This window comes from Streptomyces sp. NPDC007863 (genome assembly GCF_040633895.1).
In the GTDB taxonomy this organism is placed as follows: domain Bacteria; phylum Actinomycetota; class Actinomycetes; order Streptomycetales; family Streptomycetaceae; genus Streptomyces.
In genome coordinates this window covers 170,853-188,100 of sequence record NZ_JBEYEI010000004.1, presented here as the reverse complement: position 1 = coordinate 188,100, position 17,248 = coordinate 170,853, and the positions used below count along the sequence as shown (strand labels likewise).

13 protein-coding genes are annotated in these 17,248 nt (G+C 73.7%); 10 read left to right on the top strand and 3 right to left on the bottom strand.

The annotated features are described in order from the left end of the window. Nucleotides 1-165: 165 nt before the first annotated feature. The 8 genes from ABZ621_RS08145 (at nt 166) to ABZ621_RS08110 (ending at nt 10,332) form a co-directional block, all read left to right on the top strand. Complete coding sequence (locus tag ABZ621_RS08145) at nt 166-597, top strand: hypothetical protein (protein WP_360601897.1); 432 nt, start codon at nt 166-168, stop codon at nt 595-597. A gap of 19 nt (nt 598-616) precedes the next feature. Beyond that, nucleotides 617-2,887 (top strand): hypothetical protein, encoded by a 2,271-nt coding sequence (locus ABZ621_RS08140; RefSeq protein WP_360601895.1) that lies wholly within the window; start codon nt 617-619, stop codon nt 2,885-2,887. A gap of 37 nt (nt 2,888-2,924) precedes the next feature. Then, complete coding sequence (locus ABZ621_RS08135) at nt 2,925-3,455, top strand: hypothetical protein (RefSeq protein ID WP_360601893.1); 531 nt, start codon at nt 2,925-2,927, stop codon at nt 3,453-3,455. Between the two features lie 5 nt (nt 3,456-3,460). Continuing rightward, the gene (locus ABZ621_RS08130; RefSeq protein WP_360601891.1) at nt 3,461-4,015 is read left to right on the top strand and encodes a hypothetical protein; all 555 of its coding nucleotides are present in this window, start codon (nt 3,461-3,463) and stop codon (nt 4,013-4,015) included. A gap of 5 nt (nt 4,016-4,020) precedes the next feature. Continuing rightward, nucleotides 4,021-4,557 carry a hypothetical protein gene (locus ABZ621_RS08125; protein WP_360601889.1) on the top strand — a complete coding sequence of 179 codons (537 nt, stop codon included), beginning with the start codon at nt 4,021-4,023 and terminating at the stop codon, nt 4,555-4,557. Nucleotides 4,558-4,674: 117 nt separating this feature from the next. Beyond that, nucleotides 4,675-6,933 (top strand): MMPL family transporter, encoded by a 2,259-nt coding sequence (locus tag ABZ621_RS08120; RefSeq protein ID WP_360601887.1) that lies wholly within the window; start codon nt 4,675-4,677, stop codon nt 6,931-6,933. Between the two features lie 158 nt (nt 6,934-7,091). Then, on the top strand, nt 7,092-7,265 hold the full coding sequence (locus ABZ621_RS08115) for a hypothetical protein (RefSeq protein ID WP_360601885.1): 174 nt from the start codon (nt 7,092-7,094) through the stop codon (nt 7,263-7,265). A 7-nt stretch (nt 7,266-7,272) separates the two neighbouring features. After that, a complete protein-coding gene (locus ABZ621_RS08110) occupies nt 7,273-10,332 on the top strand; it encodes an AAA family ATPase (RefSeq protein WP_360601883.1) in 3,060 nt (1,019 codons plus the stop codon). On the opposite strand, the gene ABZ621_RS08105 is transcribed toward ABZ621_RS08110, so the two are convergent. The 3 genes from ABZ621_RS08105 to ABZ621_RS08095 form a co-directional block, all read right to left on the bottom strand. Beyond that, complete coding sequence (locus ABZ621_RS08105) at nt 10,216-10,509, bottom strand: DUF6191 domain-containing protein (protein WP_360601881.1); 294 nt, start codon at nt 10,507-10,509, stop codon at nt 10,216-10,218. The two genes, ABZ621_RS08110 and ABZ621_RS08105, sit on opposite strands and share 117 nt — an antisense overlap. A 2-nt stretch (nt 10,510-10,511) precedes the next feature. After that, nucleotides 10,512-11,648: a PQQ-dependent sugar dehydrogenase gene (locus ABZ621_RS08100; protein WP_360601879.1), complete on the bottom strand. Its 1,137-nt coding sequence runs from the start codon at nt 11,646-11,648 to the stop codon at nt 10,512-10,514. Between the two features lie 107 nt (nt 11,649-11,755). Then, nucleotides 11,756-12,757, bottom strand: coding sequence for an aldo/keto reductase (locus ABZ621_RS08095; protein ID WP_360601877.1), 1,002 nt, complete (start codon nt 12,755-12,757; stop codon nt 11,756-11,758). Between the two features lie 75 nt (nt 12,758-12,832). Here ABZ621_RS08095 and ABZ621_RS08090 point away from each other — a divergent pair, with 75 nt between their 5' ends. Both ABZ621_RS08090 and ABZ621_RS08085 read left to right on the top strand, forming a co-directional pair. Then, nucleotides 12,833-13,795: a 2-hydroxyacid dehydrogenase gene (locus tag ABZ621_RS08090; protein ID WP_360601875.1), complete on the top strand. Its 963-nt coding sequence runs from the start codon at nt 12,833-12,835 to the stop codon at nt 13,793-13,795. Between the two features lie 301 nt (nt 13,796-14,096). After that, on the top strand, nt 14,097-17,231 hold the full coding sequence (locus ABZ621_RS08085; protein WP_360601873.1) for an EAL domain-containing protein: 3,135 nt from the start codon (nt 14,097-14,099) through the stop codon (nt 17,229-17,231). Nucleotides 17,232-17,248 lie beyond the last annotated feature (17 nt).

The following is a 17,248-nucleotide window of genomic DNA, read 5'->3' as shown; positions in this document are numbered from 1 at the left end:
CGGAGACGGCGCCGACCGGGCGCGACCATGCTCCCTTCGCATGCGCGTACGCACCGGTGCCCTCCTCCGGGCCGCTGTGACATGGCCATGTTGCTAGTGTGAAGCGAGGGGCTCGCGCGCGTGAGGTCCGCGGGCCGGTCACAGGGGCCGACGAGGGGGAGCAGGATGTCCTGGGACGAGTGGGAACAGCTCAAGACCGACCACGCGCAGAACCCGCCGGGCGGGACGCGGCTGAACGGACTTGACGGAAACGCGGGCGCGACGGCCGGGTCCGGGGACCTCGTGGTGAACCGCGACGACCTCGGGGCGATCGGCCACGAGGCGTACCTGCTGTACGGCCGGCTCTCCCGGGACGGCGACCACGCCAGGCCCTCGACCTTCGACGCGTCGATCGCCCTCACGAACGGCAACTTCACCAGCGGATCGGAGCTGCTGAAGGTGCACGACCGGTGGAACAGCCAGCTGCGGACGCTCCTGGACGCCTGCGCCCGGATCTCCAACCACCTCGACTACACGAAGTCCACGCACGCCAAGGACGACGTGGACATCGCGGGCGACCTGCTCTCCACGTCCAAGATCGACGAGTACTTCAAGTAGAGGACCCGGGGGAACCGCCGTGCTGACTTTCGAAGACGTCGTCAACGCGCCCGTCGCCAAGCTGAAGCAGGCGGCGGACGACTGGTCGGAGATGACGACCAGGCTGAAGACGCTCGCCACCGACGCCCGCGAGGGCATGAAGGCCAAGACCGACAAGGCCCAGTGGCAGGGCGTCAACTCCGACGTCACCCGGCCGTTCATCGACAAGACGGCCAAGGAGTTCGGGGACGCCGAGGCACAGGCGAAGGGCATACAGCTGCTGCTCGCCGACGCCCACACCTCGTTCCTCACGGCCAGGGACGCCCTCGTCCGGATCAGGGACGAGGAGGGCCCGGCGGCCGGCGTCCACGTCGACGCGAAGGGCAAGGTCACGCCGCGGCACGACCTGGAGAAGGACGTGACGGCGCGCCACGACCCGGACCAGGCGGGCTACGCCGAGGCCGTGCGGAAGCAGAAGGCGGCCGTGGTCTCCTGGCAGGCGAGGATCGACCGCATCGTCGAGGACTGCGCCGACGCCGACGACTCGCTGCGGCGCGCGCTCGCGGCGAACGTGAAGGACGACCACAACTTCACCGCGCCCACGTACCAGAGCCTCGACGAGGAGCAGATCGCCCGGGCCGCGGACCTGCTGAAGAAGGTCACCGGCGAGGGCGGCACGGCACGGAACGTCGCCGAGCTGAAGGAACTCGAAGACCTCCTGGACGACAACCGGAACGACCCCGAGTTCGCGACCGGCTTCTACCGGTGGGTGGGCGCCGAGGGCACGCTCGACGCCTACGCGAAGATGTCGCTGAACGCGACCTCCCTCGGCCCGGCCGGCCAGGACCGCGTCGACATGGTCCGCAACATCCAGTCCGACATGGGCGCCATGCTCGGCCTCGCCACCCAGCGGACGACCCCGAACCACCTCGACGTCGCCTGGACCGAGGGACTCCTGAAGGCCGGCCGCAAGGAGCTCGACGTCCCCGGCGTCGGCTTCTCGAAGATCTACGGCTACCAGGCCCTGAGCGGCCTCCTCCGGGACGGCACGTACGACAAGGACTTCCTGGTGTCCGTCGGCCGCGACATGGTCGCCATGGACCGCGAGGACCCGGGCCGCTGGGGCCACTCCCTGCCCACGAACATGGACGTGCGCATCAACCTCGACGAGAAGGGCGGCAAGGGCTTCAACCCCCTCACCGGCCTCATGGAGGCCATGGCCAACAACCCGGCGGCCTCCGCGGCCTTCTTCGACGAACAGCTCCGCGGCGACACGAACAAGGACGGCATCGTCACCCTCGCGGACGAGGAGCTCACGGGCAAGGACGCGAAGAGCGTCGTGGACCACATGCTCGACAGGAAGCCCACGGACGACTACTACGACACGGTCTCCGGCGGCGGCGAGCAGAACCCCGGCCAGACGGCCACGGGCAACGCCCTGGAGGCGGCGGTCACCGGCCGCGTCCCCGGCGACGAGAACGCCAAGCCCGTGGAACACACCAAGACCATGGCGAGCGTCATGGAGAAGGTCGTCGAGAAGATCGGCAACGCGCCGGAGCTCGTGACGGACGAAGGCCCCCTCGGCGGTCTCTCCCCGAACTTCGGCAACATGGCGGCGGAGTACATGCCCGACCTCCAGGCCGCGGCGGAGAACGGCGCCCATCAGGCCAGGCCGTTCGGCGAGATGGCGAAATTCGCGAAGGACGACATGGCCGGCTTCCTCGGCGCGGTCGGCCAGGACCCCGACGCGTACGGTGCGATCACCAACGCCCAGCAGGCGTACACGACCATGCTGGTGGCCGATGTCTTCCAGCACCCAGAGAAGCACGGCGACACCAGCGACGCCCTGAAGAACGCTGTCACCCCCGGGGGTCAGATCGCGGGCATCATGACGGAGGCGAGGGCTCAGGCCGTCCATGACGCCAAGGCGCATGAGGCGGAGGAGTACAACAAGGGCACGGAAGAGAACGCGAAATGGACCAACCGCATCATCGACATGGTCGGCGGGAAATACATCGAGATGATCCCCGTCGGTGGTGACGTCATCACCTGGATCAAGGAGGACGTCACCGAATCCGCAGTGGAAAGCGCGAAGCAGGACAAGACGGCTGAGGGCAGCAGGGAAACGGCGCAGGCTTACGCGGAAGCCGAGACGGCCGTGAAGGAGGCGGCCGGCAGGGCCGTCGAAGCGGCTGCGCGAGGAACCGATCTCACTCCCGAGCAGATCAAGGAATACCGGGGCGTCGCGTCCGTCGATGCCGGTACCGCCCACTCTGTCGGGCGCGATCTGGTTTCCAGTGCGAAGGGGTAAGGCGATGACGCGAGTGCGGCGGCTCAGGAATCCGACCATGGCCGTAGTGGCCGGTGTGGTGACGCCGGTGCTTCTGGCAGGCTGCTCGGAGGGCAAGCCGAAGGCGGTTCCGGAATTGCCCGCACGCGTCTGCTGGGGCGCCTTCTCCGGCAGCGAGGTCACCCCCTTTCTGCCTGCCGGGGAGAAGGTATCCGTCAGCGACGGAGACTTCAGGCTGGAGGAAAGCCTGGACTCGGAGACCTGCAGTGTCGACGTCGACGGGATCACCCGGTTCATGGCCCACGCCACGTTCCGGGAGTTCGAGGACGAGATCGAGTGGTCCTCCTGGGACTCGCACCATCCTCGCCCTCTCGACGTGGGCAAGGGGGGCATCATCTGGGACGGTGGCGCCGCCACGCACGTCGTCTGCGAGGCGTCGGCCTCCCCGTCCGACCCAGGCAAGTACATCGCCCTGTACGTCGACACCCTCGGCGAGGTCGACACGGAGAAGACCCAGAGCGCGGTGCCGGGGCTCCTGGAGAAGTTCATGACCTTCGCCCAGCGCGAGCTGAAGTGCCCCGGAGCGTGACCCGCGTGCCCCATCGCGGAAGCGCGGCCGTCGTCCTGGCCCTGGCCGGCCTTCTGGCCGGCTGCTCGCAGGGCGAGCCGAAGGCGGCGCCGGAGCTGCCCGAGCGCGTCTGCTGGGGCGGGGCGTTCGCGGGAAGCGACGTGACCCCGCTCCTGCCGGCGGGCGGCAGGGCGGAATTCTCGCCGCAGGCGGACCGGGCCCTGGCTCTGGCCGAGGAACGCGACACCGCGATCTGCACCCTCTACATCGACGGGAAAATGAGGTTCCAGGCGAGCGTCACCCGCTGGAAGTCCGCGGAATCCATCGACTGGACGGCGCGGGCCTCGGCCCGTCCCGAGCCGCTCGACGTGGGGGAGAAGGGCATTCTTTGGAAAGGTGGCGCCTCTTCCGCTTTCGCCTGTGAATCCGCCAGGAATCCAAAGTCGCCGGGGAAGTACATCGAGTTGAGGATCTCCGCGGAGTACGCCCCCGACAAGCACCGGCTGCGGACCGACCTGCCGGAGCTGATGAAGAAGCTCATGGCCTTCGCCCGGAGCGAGCTCCGATGTCCCGGGGAGTGAGGCCCGTGTCCCGCTTCAGGAGCGCGGTCGTCGTCGTGGCCGTGGCCGGCCTTCTGGCCGGCTGCTCGCAGGGCGAGCCGAAGGCGGCGCCGGAGCTGCCCGAGCGCGTCTGCTGGGGAGCCTTCTCGGGGCCGGAGGTGAACAGGCTCCTGGCCCCGGCCGAGAAGGTCGGCCATACGGCGAGGCACTTCGCGCCGGCCGACGCGGGGGACGAGACGTCATGCGCGGTCTATGCCGACAGGGCCACCTCGTTCATGGCCGGGGCCGAGCTCCTGGGGTCCGAGGGGGATGCCGAACGGGAGCTGTGGAGGTACCCGGACGCGCTCCCCCTCGACGTGGGCAGGGGCGGATCCGTCCGGAACGGTGGTGCCACCACGTACTTCGCCTGCCGGCCCGCCGCGTCCCTCACCGGTTCGGGAAGGTACGTCGCCCTGGACATCGACTTCACCGGGGTGCCCGACGAGGCGAAGGCGCAGGACGCCCTGCCGGGGCTGCTGAAGGACTTCATGGCCTTCGCGGAGCGGGAGCTCGACTGCGCCTGACGGCGGTGTCGCCGACGGCTCCGCACGATCTGTGAGGATCGACACGAAACGGGCAAACGATCACGTTTGGCTGCGAGAGTGGGCCGCGAGCACCGATCCAGGCAGGGAGCACGTCCTTTGGCAGCCATCGCACGGTGGTTCATCCGGCACCGCCTCGTCGCCGTCCTCCTGTGGGTCCTCGCCCTCGTCGGGATCGGCGGCGCCGCCGCCTTCGCCGGCAGCGCGTACTCCAACGACTACGAGGTGCCCGGCACCGAGTCCGGGCGGGCCACCGCCCTGCTCGACCGGGGCTTCCAGGGGCTCGGCGGCGACACCGACACCATCGTCTGGCACACCGAGCGCGGCAGCGTCCGCGCCGACGCCGTGCAGGAGCGGATCGGGCCGATGCTGGCGGAGGTCGCGGACCTTCCCGGCGTCGCGGCCGTCGCCTCCCCGTACGGGACCGGCGCCGCTCCCGGGCAGGTCAGCGAGGACGGGCGTACCGCCTACGCCACCGTGACCTTCCGCGAGCAGGCCGACGACATCCCCGTCGAGCAGGCGCGGGCCCTCGTCGACACCGCGAAGGCCGCCGGCACGGACGCGCTCCAGGTGGAGCTCGGCGGCAGCGCCGTGGCCCTCACCGAGGCGCCCGGCGGGCACATCGCCGAGGCCGTCGGCGTGGCCGTCGCCGCCGTCGTCCTCTTCCTCGCCTTCGGCTCCCTCGCCGCCTCCCTGCTCCCGATCGCCACCGCCCTGGTCAGCGTCGGCATCGCGTACTCCGGGATCGTGCTCCTCGGGCACGTGATGACCGTCGCCGACTTCGCGCCCATGCTCGGCATGCTCATCGGCCTCGGCGTCGGCATCGACTACGCCCTCTTCATCGTCACCCGGCACCGCAAGGGCCTGAAACGCGGCCTGAGCGTCGCCGAGGCCGCGGAGACCGCCGTGGCCACCACCGGCAGGGCCGTCGTCTTCGCCGGCGCCACCGTCTGCATCGCCCTCCTCGGCATGCTCATCCTCCGGCTGGGCTTCCTCAACGGCGTCGCGATCGCCGCCTCGCTCACCGTCGTCCTCACCGTCGCCGCCTCCGTCACCCTGCTGCCCGCGCTGCTCTCCCTCATCGGGATGCGCGCCCTCTCCCGGCGCGAGCGGCGGGCGCTCGCCGAGCACGGCCCGCAGCCCGAGCTGCCCACCGGCTTCGCCGCCCGCTGGTCCGCCTTCGTCGAGCGCCACCCCAAGCTCCTCGGGGCCGTCGCCGCCGTCGTCATGGCCGTCCTCGCGCTGCCGACGTTCTCGCTCCACCTCGGCACCTCCGACCAGGGCAACAATCCGGCCACCGCCACCACCCGGCAGGCGTACGACCTCCTCGCCGACGGCTTCGGGCCGGGCGTCAACGGCCCGCTCACCCTCGTCGCGAGCCTCGACGGCGCCGACGACCGGGTCGCCCTCGACCAGCTGCCGGACGCGCTCGCCGCCACCAAGGGCGTCGCCTCGGTCTCCCCGGTGACCTACAACGGCTCCGGCGACACCGCCGTCCTCACCGTCGTCCCCGACTCCTCGCCGCAGTCCAAGGCCACCAGCGATCTCGTCGACCGGCTCCGCCAGGACGTCGTCCCGGCCGCCGGGACCGGCACCTCCCTCGACGTCCACGTCGGCGGCATCACCGCCTCGTACGACGACTTCGCCGAGATCATCGTCGGCAAGCTGCCGCTCTTCGTCGGCGCGGTCGTCGCCCTCGGCTGTCTGCTCCTGCTGCTGGCCTTCCGGTCCATCGGCATCCCGCTGAAGGCCGCCGCCATGAACATCGCCGCCGTCGCCGCCGCCTTCGGCATCGTCGTCGCGATCTTCCAGTGGGGCTGGGGCGGCGAGCTCCTCGGCCTCGGCAGCTCCGGCCCGATCGAGCCCTTCCTCCCCGTGATCATGGTCTCGGTCCTCTTCGGCCTGTCCATGGACTACCAGGTCTTCCTGGTCAGCCGGATGTACGAGGAGTGGCTGGAGACCGGCGACAACCGGCGGGCGGTCCGGGTCGGCCTCGCCGAGACCAGCCGCGTGATCAACTCCGCCGCGGTCATCATGATCTCGGTCTTCCTCGCCTTCGTCCTCTCCGGCGACCGGGTCATCGCGATGTTCGGCATCGCCCTCGCCGCCGCCGTCGCCCTCGACGCCTTCGTCCTGCGCACCCTCCTCGTCCCCGCCCTCATGCACATGCTCGGCGGAGCCAACTGGTGGCTGCCCCGCGGCCTCGACCGGATCCTGCCCCGGATCAGCATCGAGCCCCCGGAATGCCGGGTCGCCGCCGACGCCCGCGCCGCCATACCCGCCCAGCGCGAGACCGGGAGCGAGACCGGGAAGGAAGCCGGGAAGGACGGCGTGCGGATCCCCGAGGACACCGCCTAAGGCACCCCCGGGACCCTCCCTAAGGACCCCCGGGACCCCCCTAAGGACCCCCGCACCGCGAACATGCGGCACTCGCCCGATGCCCCGGCACCGGCTGGGCGAGGAAGGTGGAGGCATCGCAAGGAGCGATACCGAGACCGAAGCCCAGGGAGCACCCCATGTTCGCGTACGAACTCCACCGCGCCGCCCACGCCGAGCTGGTCCGCGAGGCCGCCGCCCAGCGCCTCGGCCGCGAGGCCGCCCGTGCCGCCAAGGCCGCCCGCCGGACCGGCCGCCACGAACCCGAGGGGCGGGTGAGCACCGGCAAGGACCGCTACGCCCAGGTCGCGTGACCCCCGTATGAGCGACCGGCAGGGCGCCTGTGCGATGCTCGGCGCCGTGGAGACCAGGTCCGTCAGCCCCGTCTTCGTCGGCCGCGCCGGCGAACTCACCGCCCTCACCGAGGCGCTCTCCCGCGCGACCGCGGGAGAGCCCCAGGCGCTGCTCGTCGCCGGCGAGGCGGGCGTCGGCAAGACCCGGCTCGTCGAGGAGTTCCGCGACGCGGCCTGCGCCGCCGGCGCCGTCGTCGCCCTCGGCGGCTGTGTGGAGCTCGGCGCCGACGGACTCCCCTTCGCCCCCTTCTCCACCGCCCTGCGCACCCTGCGCCGCCGCCTCCCCGAGGAGCTCACCGCCGCCGCCGACGGCCACGAGGGCGAGCTGGCCCGTCTCCTCCCCGAGCTCGGCGACCCCGGCGCCGCGGACGCCGGCGACGAGGACGCCACCGCCCGCCTCTTCGAGCTCACCGTCCGCCTCCTGGAGCGGCTCGCCGCCGACCGCACCCTCGTCCTCGTCCTCGAAGACCTCCACTGGGCCGACACCTCCACCCGCCACCTCCTCACCTACCTGCTGCGCACCCTGCGCCGCGGCCGGATCGTGGTCGTCGCCACCTACCGCGCCGACGACATCCACCGCCGCCACCCGCTGCGCCCCCTGCTCGCCGAACTCGACCGGATGCGCACCATCCGCCGCATCGAGCTCTCCCGCTTCACCCGCGCCGAGGTGCACCGCCAGCTCACCGGCATCCTCGCCGCCGAGCCCGCCCCCGTCCTCGTCGACGAGATCTTCGACCGCTCCGACGGCAACGCCTTCTTCGTCGAGGAACTCGTCGCCTCCCGCTCCTGCGGCGACGGCGCCCACCCGCTCAGCGACTCCCTCCGCGACCTCCTCCTGGTCCGCGTCGAGGCCCTCCCCGAAGCCGCCCAGCGGGTCGCCCGGATCATCGCCGAGGGCGGCTCCACCGTGGAGCACGGCCTCCTCGCCGCCGTCGCCCGCCTCACCGAGGACGAACTCATCGAGGCCCTGCGCGCCGCCGTCGGCGCCAACCTCCTCCTCGCCGTCCCCGACGGCGACGGCTACCGCTTCCGCCACTCCCTGGTCCGCGAGGCCGTCAGCGACGACCTGCTGCCCGGCGAACGCTCCCGCCTCAACCGCCGCTACGCCGAGGCCCTGGAGGCCGACCCCGGCCTCGTCCGCCCCGACGAGCGGGCCACCCGGCTCGCCACGTACTGGTACCACGCCCACGACCCGGCCAAGGCGCTCCCCGCCGTCCTCGACGCCTCCGTCGCCACCCGCAAGCGGCACGCCTACGCGGAACAGCTCGGCCTCCTCGAACGGGCCATGGAACTCTGGGACGAGGCCCCCGCGGAGATCCGCGCGGGCCTGCGTCCCATCGACTACGCCGAGTCGTACCCCGCCTGTGGCTGCGACCCCGAGACCACCCCGCTGCGCCACCTCGACCTGCTCGCCGAGGCCGCCGTCGCCGCCCGCCTCTGCGGCGAACGCGAACGCGCCCTGAAGATCGGCAGGATGGCGCTGCGCCTCCTCGACGGCGACGACGAGCACGACCCCCTGCGCGCCGCCTGGTTCTGGGCCGAGCAGGCCCGGCTCCAGTCCAACCTCGGCCGCGGCGACGGCTGGACCGAGATCTCCCGCGCCCAGGAACTCGTCAAGGGCCTGCCGCCGTCCGCCGTCCACGCCACCGTCCTGGCCGGCGCCGCCGGCTGGGGCATGCTCCGCAAGCCGGGACCCGAGGCGCTCGCCGCCGCCGAACGCGCCGTCGAATACGCCCGCCTGGTCAAGGCCGAGGCGACCGAACTCAACGCCCGCCTCACCCTCGGCACCATCATGGTCGCCGCCGGCGACCGCGACGCCGGTCTCGCCGAGATGCACGCGGTACGCGAACGGACCACCGCCCTCGGCCAGTTCCACGAGACGGCCCGCGCCCACATCAACATCGTCTCCGCCCTGGAGTCCCTCGGCCGCTCCGCCGAGGCCGTCGAACTCGCCGACGCCGGACTCGAACTGACCCGCGCCCGCGGCCTGGTCGAGGCCGCCGGCTGGATCCGCGGCAACAGGGCCGAGTCCCTCTTCTCCCTCGGCCGCTGGGAGGAGGCCCGCACCGAGGCCGAACGGCTCCTCGCCTCCGTCACCAGCACCAAGCCCCGCGCCTCCGCGCACCTCCGGCTCGCCCAGATCGCCGTCGCCCGCGGCGAGACCGCCACCGCCCTCCACCACCTCGACGAGGCCCGCGCCGTCTACGGCGGCCGCGACCCGATCCCGCAGTACCTCCTCCCGCTGGCCGGCGTCGACGTGGCCGCGGCCGCCGCCGAGGGACGGCTCGCCGACGTCCGGGCCCAGCTCGCCGCCGTCGCCGAGGCCGGTTTCCCGCCCGGGACCCACCGCTACGGCTGGCCCCTCGTCCTCGTCGCCGTCACCGCCGAGGCCGACAGCCGCGGCCTGCCCGCCGCCGAGCAGGGCCGCGCCGAGGCGCTGGCCGCCATCCGCCGCTGCGTCCGGGCGCTCGCCGCCCCCGCCCCCGTCTGGACCGCCCACTCGGCGCAGGTCGGCGAGGAGCTGGCCCGCGCCGAGGGCCGCGAGACCGCCGCCCGCTGGACCGAGGTCGTCGAGGCGTGGACCCCGCTAGGCCTGCCCCACCCGCTGGCCCGCGCCCGCCACCGGCTCGCCGACGTCCTCCTCGCCGGGGGAGGCCGGCGCGACGAGGCCACGGCCCTGCTCCGGCAGGCCCACGCCACCGCCGTCGCCCTCGGCGCCCACCCGCTGCGCGAGGACGTCGAACTGCTCGCGGCCCGCGCCCGGATCTCCCTGACGGACGCCCCCGGCCCCGCCGCCCCGGACGCGGAGCCCGAGGCCGACGCCTTCGGCCTGACCCCCCGGGAGCAGGACGTCCTGCGCCTGGTCGCGGCCGGCCGCACCAACCGGCAGATCGCCGAGGAGCTGTTCATCTCACCCAAGACCGCGAGCGTCCACGTCTCCAACATCCTCGCCAAGCTCGGCGTCTCCGGCCGCGGCGAGGCCGCCGCGATGGCCCACCGCCTCCACCTCCTCGGCACCCCCCGCTGATCCCGCGCCCTGCCCCGGAACCCGTATCGTCACCCGCCCCGAGGCCAGGTCTATCGGCCCCCGGGCCGGATCGGCGTCCCCCGGCTCCTCCCGGGTCAGGGCGAGGCGCCGCCGCTCCTCCTCCGCGTGCCGCCGCCCCGGGGCGAAGAACGCGTCGAGCCCGCCGAACGCGCCCACCCTCAGCCCACCTCCAGACGCAGGATCCGGTCGTCCCCGGCCTCGGGGGTGCCCCGGCCGTCGGTCTCGCTCGTCACCAGCCACAGCCGCCCGCCGCCGTCCGCGAGGACCGTCCGCAGCCGCCCGTACTCCCCGGTCAGGAACGCCTCCGGCTCCCCGGAGAGCTCCGTGCCCGACAGCCCGATCCGCCACAGCCGCTCGCCCCGCAGACCGGCCATCCACACCGCGCCCCGGGCGTACGCGATCCCGCTCGGCGAGGCCTCCGAGGTCGGCCACTGGGCCACCGGGTCCACGAACCCGTCCTTGCCCGCCCGCCCCTCGACCTCCGGCCAGCCGTAGTTCCGGCCGGGCTCGACGAGGTTCAGCTCGTCCCAGGTGTTCTGCCCGAACTCGGCCGCCCACAGCCGCCCTTCGGCGTCCCAGGCGAGCCCCTGGACGTTCCGGTGGCCGTACGAGTACACCACCGAGTCCGCGAAGGGGTTGCCCGGCGCGGGCTCGCCCTCCGGGGTCATCCGCAGGATCTTCCCGCCCAGCGACCCCCGGTCCTGCGCGAGCCCCGTCTCTCCCGTCTCGCCGGTCCCCGCGTACAGCATCCCGTCCGGCCCGAAGGCGATCCGCCCGCCGTCGTGGACGGTGCCCTTGGGGATGCCGGTGAGCACCGGCTCGGGCGTGCCGAGGCGGTCGCCGGCGCCGCCGCCGTACCGCATCCGCACGATCCGGTTGTCCGACTCGGCGGTCAGGTACGCGTACACCCACCCGTCCCGCACGGCCAGGCCCATCAGCCCGCCCTCGCCGCCCGGCACCACGCCTGGCACCTCGCCCAGCGAGGTCCGCGCGCCGCTGCGGCCGTCCACCCGGGTGATCGTCCGTTCGTCCCGCGAGGAGACCAGCAGGTCGCCGCCGGGCAGCGCGGCCAGTCCCCAGGGCGAGCGCAGCCCCTCGGTGAGCGTCCCCGCCACCGTCACCCGCCCCGCGCCGGCCGGCGCGCCGGACGACGGCACGGCGGAGGACGAGGCGGCGGGCGGCGCGGAGGTGCTCCGGGCACCGGAGTCACCGGGGTCGCCGGCCGAGGAGCAGCCGGCCACGAGCACCAGCGCGGCGGCGCCCCACAGGGCCTTCGGAACGGCGGGACGTCTCATGATCCGATCCCCTTCGGCAGGACGGGCGTACGAGCGGCGGCCTTCCCTCCTTGATACACCGCCGATCCCCCGCCCGCCCCGGTCGCGGGCCGTCTCCGGCCGGATTCTCAGTCCCAGGACTCCCGCGCGTCGGGCAGCGCGGCGAGTTCCGCCAGGTCGCCGGCGGTGAGCCGCAGCCCCGCCGCCCCGGCGTTCTCCACCGCCCACCGCTCCCGTTTCGTCCCGGGCACCGGCACCACGTGCCGCCCCTGCGCGAGCACCCATGCCAGTGCCACCTGCGCCGGGGTCACCCCGTCGCCGTGCCGCTCCGCCACCCGGCGAAGACCCGCCACCAGCGGCTGGTTCGCCGCCATCATCTCGGAGGTGAAGCGGGGGTGCCTGGCCCGCGGGTCGTCCGGCTCGAAGCCGCCGCCCGGCGTCAGCGTCCCGGTCAGGAACCCGCTGCCCAGCGGCATCGCCGCGAGGAGCCCGACCCCGCGGTCCGCGCACCAGGGCAGCAGCCGCGCCAGCGCCTCCGGCGCCCACAGGGACAGCTCGGCCTGGACCGCCGCCACCGGGAACACCTGCTGCACCCGGGTCAGTTGCCGAATCGTTCCCTCGTGCAGATCGCCGGTACGCGAACGCCGGGTCCGCCGCACCCCGACCGCGCTCAGGCCGAGCGCCCGCACCTTGCCCGCCGTCACCAGGCCCGCCATCGCCCCCCAGGTCTCCTCCACCGGGACCTCGGGGTCCGCGCGGTGCAGCAGGTACAGGTCGAGGACGTCCGTCTGGAGCCGCCGCAGGGAGGCGTCGCAGGCCCGGCGCACGTACTCCGGCCGGCCGTTGGCCACCACGTGCCCGTCGCCGACGAGGAGTCCGCACTTCGTCGACACGAAGACGTCCGAACGGCGCTCCTTGAGCACCCGCCCGAGCAGCAGCTCATTGGTGAACGGCCCGTACATGTCGGCCGTGTCCAGCAGGCTCACCCCGGCGTCCAGGGCCGCGTGCACGGCCCGCAGCGAGCGGTCGCCGCGCTGCTGCGACCGGCTGTAGCCCCAGTTCATCGGCATGCAGCCGAGGCCGATGGCCCCCACGCCGAGCGCCGTCGCCCCGATAGTCCTGCGCTCCACGTGCCGCTACCCCTCCCTGTGCCGCCCCCCAAAGTAACCAATGGCGCACGGGATTCTTCGCATAGCCTCCCGGTCATGACACTCGCACCCACCGCCGCCGACGTGTGGCTTCCGATCCCCGCCGACGAGATCGACGGGCTGCCCGACCCGGGCGCGTCGGGGCTGAACTACCGCTTCTGGGACGGCGGAGCCGACTTCCCGGCCGATCCGGCCGACTGCGGCTTCTACGTCGTCCCGTACATGAAGGGCTCCGCGGTCGCGGTCCGGCCGCTCGCCGCGATGACCTCGCTGCGCGTCGTGCAGACCCTCTCGGCCGGCATCGACCACGTCGTCCCCGGGCTCGGCTCCCTCCGCCCCGGCGTCTCGGTCTGCAACGCCAAGGGCGTCCACGAGGCCAGCACCGCCGAACTCACCCTCGCCCTGATACTCGCCTCCCTGCGCGGCATCCCGCGCTTCGTGCGCGGCCAGGACGCCGAGGAGTGGCGGGACGGCTTCTACCCGGCGCTCGCCGACAAGTCCGTGCTGATCGTCGGGTACGGATCGATCGGCGCGGCGATCGAGGACCGGCTCGCGCCCTTCGAGTGCGCGCGGGTGGCGCGGGTGGCGCGCTCCGCGCGCACCACGGCGCGCGGTCCGGTGCACCCCTTGGTCGATCTCCCCGCGCTGCTCCCCGAGGCGGACGTGGTGGTGCTGTCCACCCCGCTCACGCCGGAGACCCGGCACCTGGCCGACGCGGGCTTCCTCGGCCGGATGAAGGACGGGGCGCTGCTCGTCAACGTCGCGCGCGGCCCGGTGGTGGACACGAGCGCCCTGCTCAAGGAGGTGGAGAGCGGGCGGATCACGGCGGCGCTCGACGTCACGGACCCGGAACCGCTGCCGGCCGGGCACCCGCTCTGGCACGCTCCCGGGGTGCTCGTGACGCCCCATGTCGGCGGTTCCACCTCGGCGTTCATGCCGCGGGCGAAGCGGCTGATCGCGGCGCAGGTCGGGCGGTACGCGGCGGGGGAGGAGCTCGCGAACGTCCTCCGCACCACCTGAGGACCACCTTCCCGGGGGGTCCGGGGGCTCGTACGCCCGAGTGCGCCCCGTGGCGCGCCGCCCGCAAGCCCCCTCGCCGTCACGGAGAGTACTGCAGCCCTGTCCCTGAGTGACGGTCCTGGTGTATCGTCCCGGATCGGGGGACATGCGTCTGTACGGGCTGACGCTGGGGAGCGAAGTGACGGGTCATCAGATTCCGAGGGGGGTGACGGGTGAAGCGCGGCCGACGGACCGACGGTCCGGCGCGGCGACGCCGCCGCCGGGGCATCTCCCGCTCCTCCCTGCCGACCTCGCGCGTTCGGTGCCGGACCAGGCCGCGCCACACCGCGCGGAGCGCCTGGACGGCGCGGCGCGCGCCGACGCCCCGGGCCTGCCGCGGGTCCCGGGTCCCGGGGCCGAACCGGCCGTCCCGGAGGCGCACGCCCCCGGCTCCGGCACACCCGGCTCCGGCGTACCCGGCCCGGCCCCCGCGGCGGGGCGCGACGTGCCCGCCCAGCGCGGCGGCGAGGGCGGCGGCTCCGGGCACGGCGCGGGGTGGGGGAGCGCGGTGAACGGCACCGGAGCCACCGCGCTGATGCGCCGCGGGCCCGCCCCCGCGGGGCCGGCCGGACCCGAGCACCCCGCCCCCGGCCCCGAGTGCCGGGCCGCCTGGGCCGGCTCGCTCCTCGCGCAGATCACCCTCGGCCTCGTCTGCGCCGGCTACACCACCGGCGCCGCCCTCGGCTGGGGCTCGCCCCGACTCGCCCTGTTCATGGGCGACTTCGGGCTGAGCGCCGCCGCCTTCACCGCCGCCGTCTCCTGCTTCCTCTACGCCAGGACCGAGCCCGGCGGCACCCGCCCCGCCTGGCTCCTCTTCGCCTTCTCGTCCTTCATGGCCGGCGCCGGGAACGGCGTCTGGGGCTGGTACGAGGTCGTGCTCGGCCAGGACGTCCCCGAGTCCTCCGTCGCCGACCTGTTCTTCTTACTCTTCGCCCCGCCCGCCATCGTCGGCCTCCTCGTCCTCGCCAAGAAGCCCGTCACCCGGGCCGGCTGGGTCTGCCTGGGGCTCGACGCCTGGCTCATCGCCGGATCGCTGCTGACCCTCTCCTGGAGCCTCGCCCTCGCCCACACCGCCCACTTCCAGGGCGAGTCCGTGGCCCAGGCCGCGCTGTCCCTCGCGTACCCGCTGCTCGACATCGTGCTCGTCAGCATGGTCCTCGCCCTGCACTTCCGGCGCTCCCCGGCCAACCGCTCGGCGGTCAACACCGCCATCGCCGCGCTCGCCCTCACCGTGCTCTGCGACGCCCTCTTCACCTCGCCGCTGCTGCGCGCCAACTACGTCTCGGGCCAGCTGCTCGACGCCGGCTGGTTCGCCGGCTCCCTGCTGCTCGCCTACGCCCCCTGGGGAGTCCACCGCCCGTCGGAGGCGCCGGCGGTCCGCGCCCCCGGGCCCGCCAGCCGGCCCATCGCCGGCTCGCTCGCCGCCCTCACCCCGTACCTCGCCGCCGCCGTCTGCACCCTCGGCATCCTGTACAACGTCGTCGAGGGGCGCCGGGTCGACCGCGTCGTCGTCCTCACCGGCTGCGCCGTCGTCCTCGCCCTCGTCGTCCGCCAGGGCATCATGCTGATCGACAACATCGCCCTCACCCACGAACTGGCCCAGAAGGAGAACCACTTCAGGTCGCTCGTGCAGAGCTCCAGCGACGTCATCATGATCGCCGCGCCCAACGGCGTGCTGCGGTACGTCAGCCCCGCCGCCACCGGCGTGTACGGCCGGGACGCCGAGGAGCTCGTCGGCTCGGAACTGGCCGCGCTCATCCACCCCGACGACCTCGGCGCCGTCGTCCACGAGGTCCGCCGCTTCCTCGCCGCCTCGCCCGCCGAGGAGCCCACCACCCGGATCGAGTGCCGCTTCCGCTCCGGCCACCCGGGCCCCTCCCGCCCCGGAGAGGCCGAGGGCGGGGTCGAGTGGCTCAACGTCGAGTCCACCGTCAACCGCCACCAGGGCGGGCTGATCTTCAACAGCCGCGACGTCACCGAACGGGTCCGGCTCCAGGCCCAGTTGCAGCACAACGCCGAGCACGACCCGCTCACCGACCTGCCCAACCGCGCGCTCTTCACCCGCCGCGTCGGACAGGCCCTCGGCGGCCGCCGCTCCTCCGACCCCGGCACCGCCGTGCTCTTCATCGACCTCGACGGCTTCAAGGGGGTCAACGACCGGCTCGGCCACCAGGCCGGGGACGACCTCCTGATCCAGGCCGCCCGCCGCCTCCAGGAGGCCGTACGCGCCGGGGACACCGCCGCCCGGCTCGGCGGCGACGAGTTCGCCGCCCTCATCCTCGGCGACGGACTGCGCGACCGCGCCGCCCGCGAGACCCAGGTCCAGGAGATCGCCGACCGGCTCCGGCTCACCCTCTCCCGCCCCTACCGCGTCGACGGCGGCACCGAGGTCCGGGTCGCCGCCTCCATCGGCGTCGCCTTCGCCGAGCCCGGCATCGGCGCCGGCGACCTGCTGCGCAACGCCGACCTCGCCATGTACCGCGCCAAGGCCGGCGGCAAGGACCGGGTCGAGCTGTACGTCCCCCAGATGCAGGCCGAGGTCGTCCGGCGCACCGAGCTCGCCGCCCGGCTGCGCAGCGCGCTCCACGACGGCGAGTTCGCCCTGCTCCACCAGCCCGTCGTGGAGCTGGCCACCGGCCGGGTCTCCGCCGTCAGCGCGCAGGCCCGCTGGCGCTCCGCCCAGGGCATCCTCTTCACCCCCGCCGAGTACCTGCGGGTCACCGACGACGGCGAGCGCACCGCCGAGCTCGGCCGCTGGCTCCTGGAGGAGGCCGTCGAGCAGGCCGCCGAACGGGCCGGCGCCGGCCACCGCACCCCGGTCTCCGTCCGGGTCTCCGCCCGCCGCCTGCTCGACCGCTCGCTGCCCCTCGGCTCCGTCGAGGCCCTGCTCGCCCGGCACGGGCTGCCGTCCGGCTCCCTCGTCGTCGAGCTGGCCGACACCGGCGAGCGGACCCCCCTGGACGAGCTGGAGCAGCGTCTGGTCGCCCTGCGCCGCCTCGGCGTCCGCATCGCCCTCGACGGATTCGGCAGCGGACACGTCGCCGTTCACGCCCTCAGACGCCTCCCGGTCGACATACTGAAACTGGACAGGGCCCTCGTCGAAGGAGTGGTCGAATCCGCCCGGCTCCGCAAGATCACCAGCGGTGTGCTCCGCATCGCCGGCGAGCTGGGCCTGCAGACCGTCGCCGAGGGCGTCGACGTCCCCGAGCAGGTGCTCGCCCTGCGGTCCATGGGCTGCCGGCACGCCCAGGGCATGGCCTTCTCGGGCCCGCTCGACGAGTACCGGCTGCGGCGCGCCCTCGTCCGGGGCGACTACCCGCTGCCCGGAGCCGTCTCCGTACCGGCCGGCAAGGGGTCCGAGGAGCGGCGGAATCCCTCCCCCGAACAGCTCACATGATGAGACGCGCGTCCCAC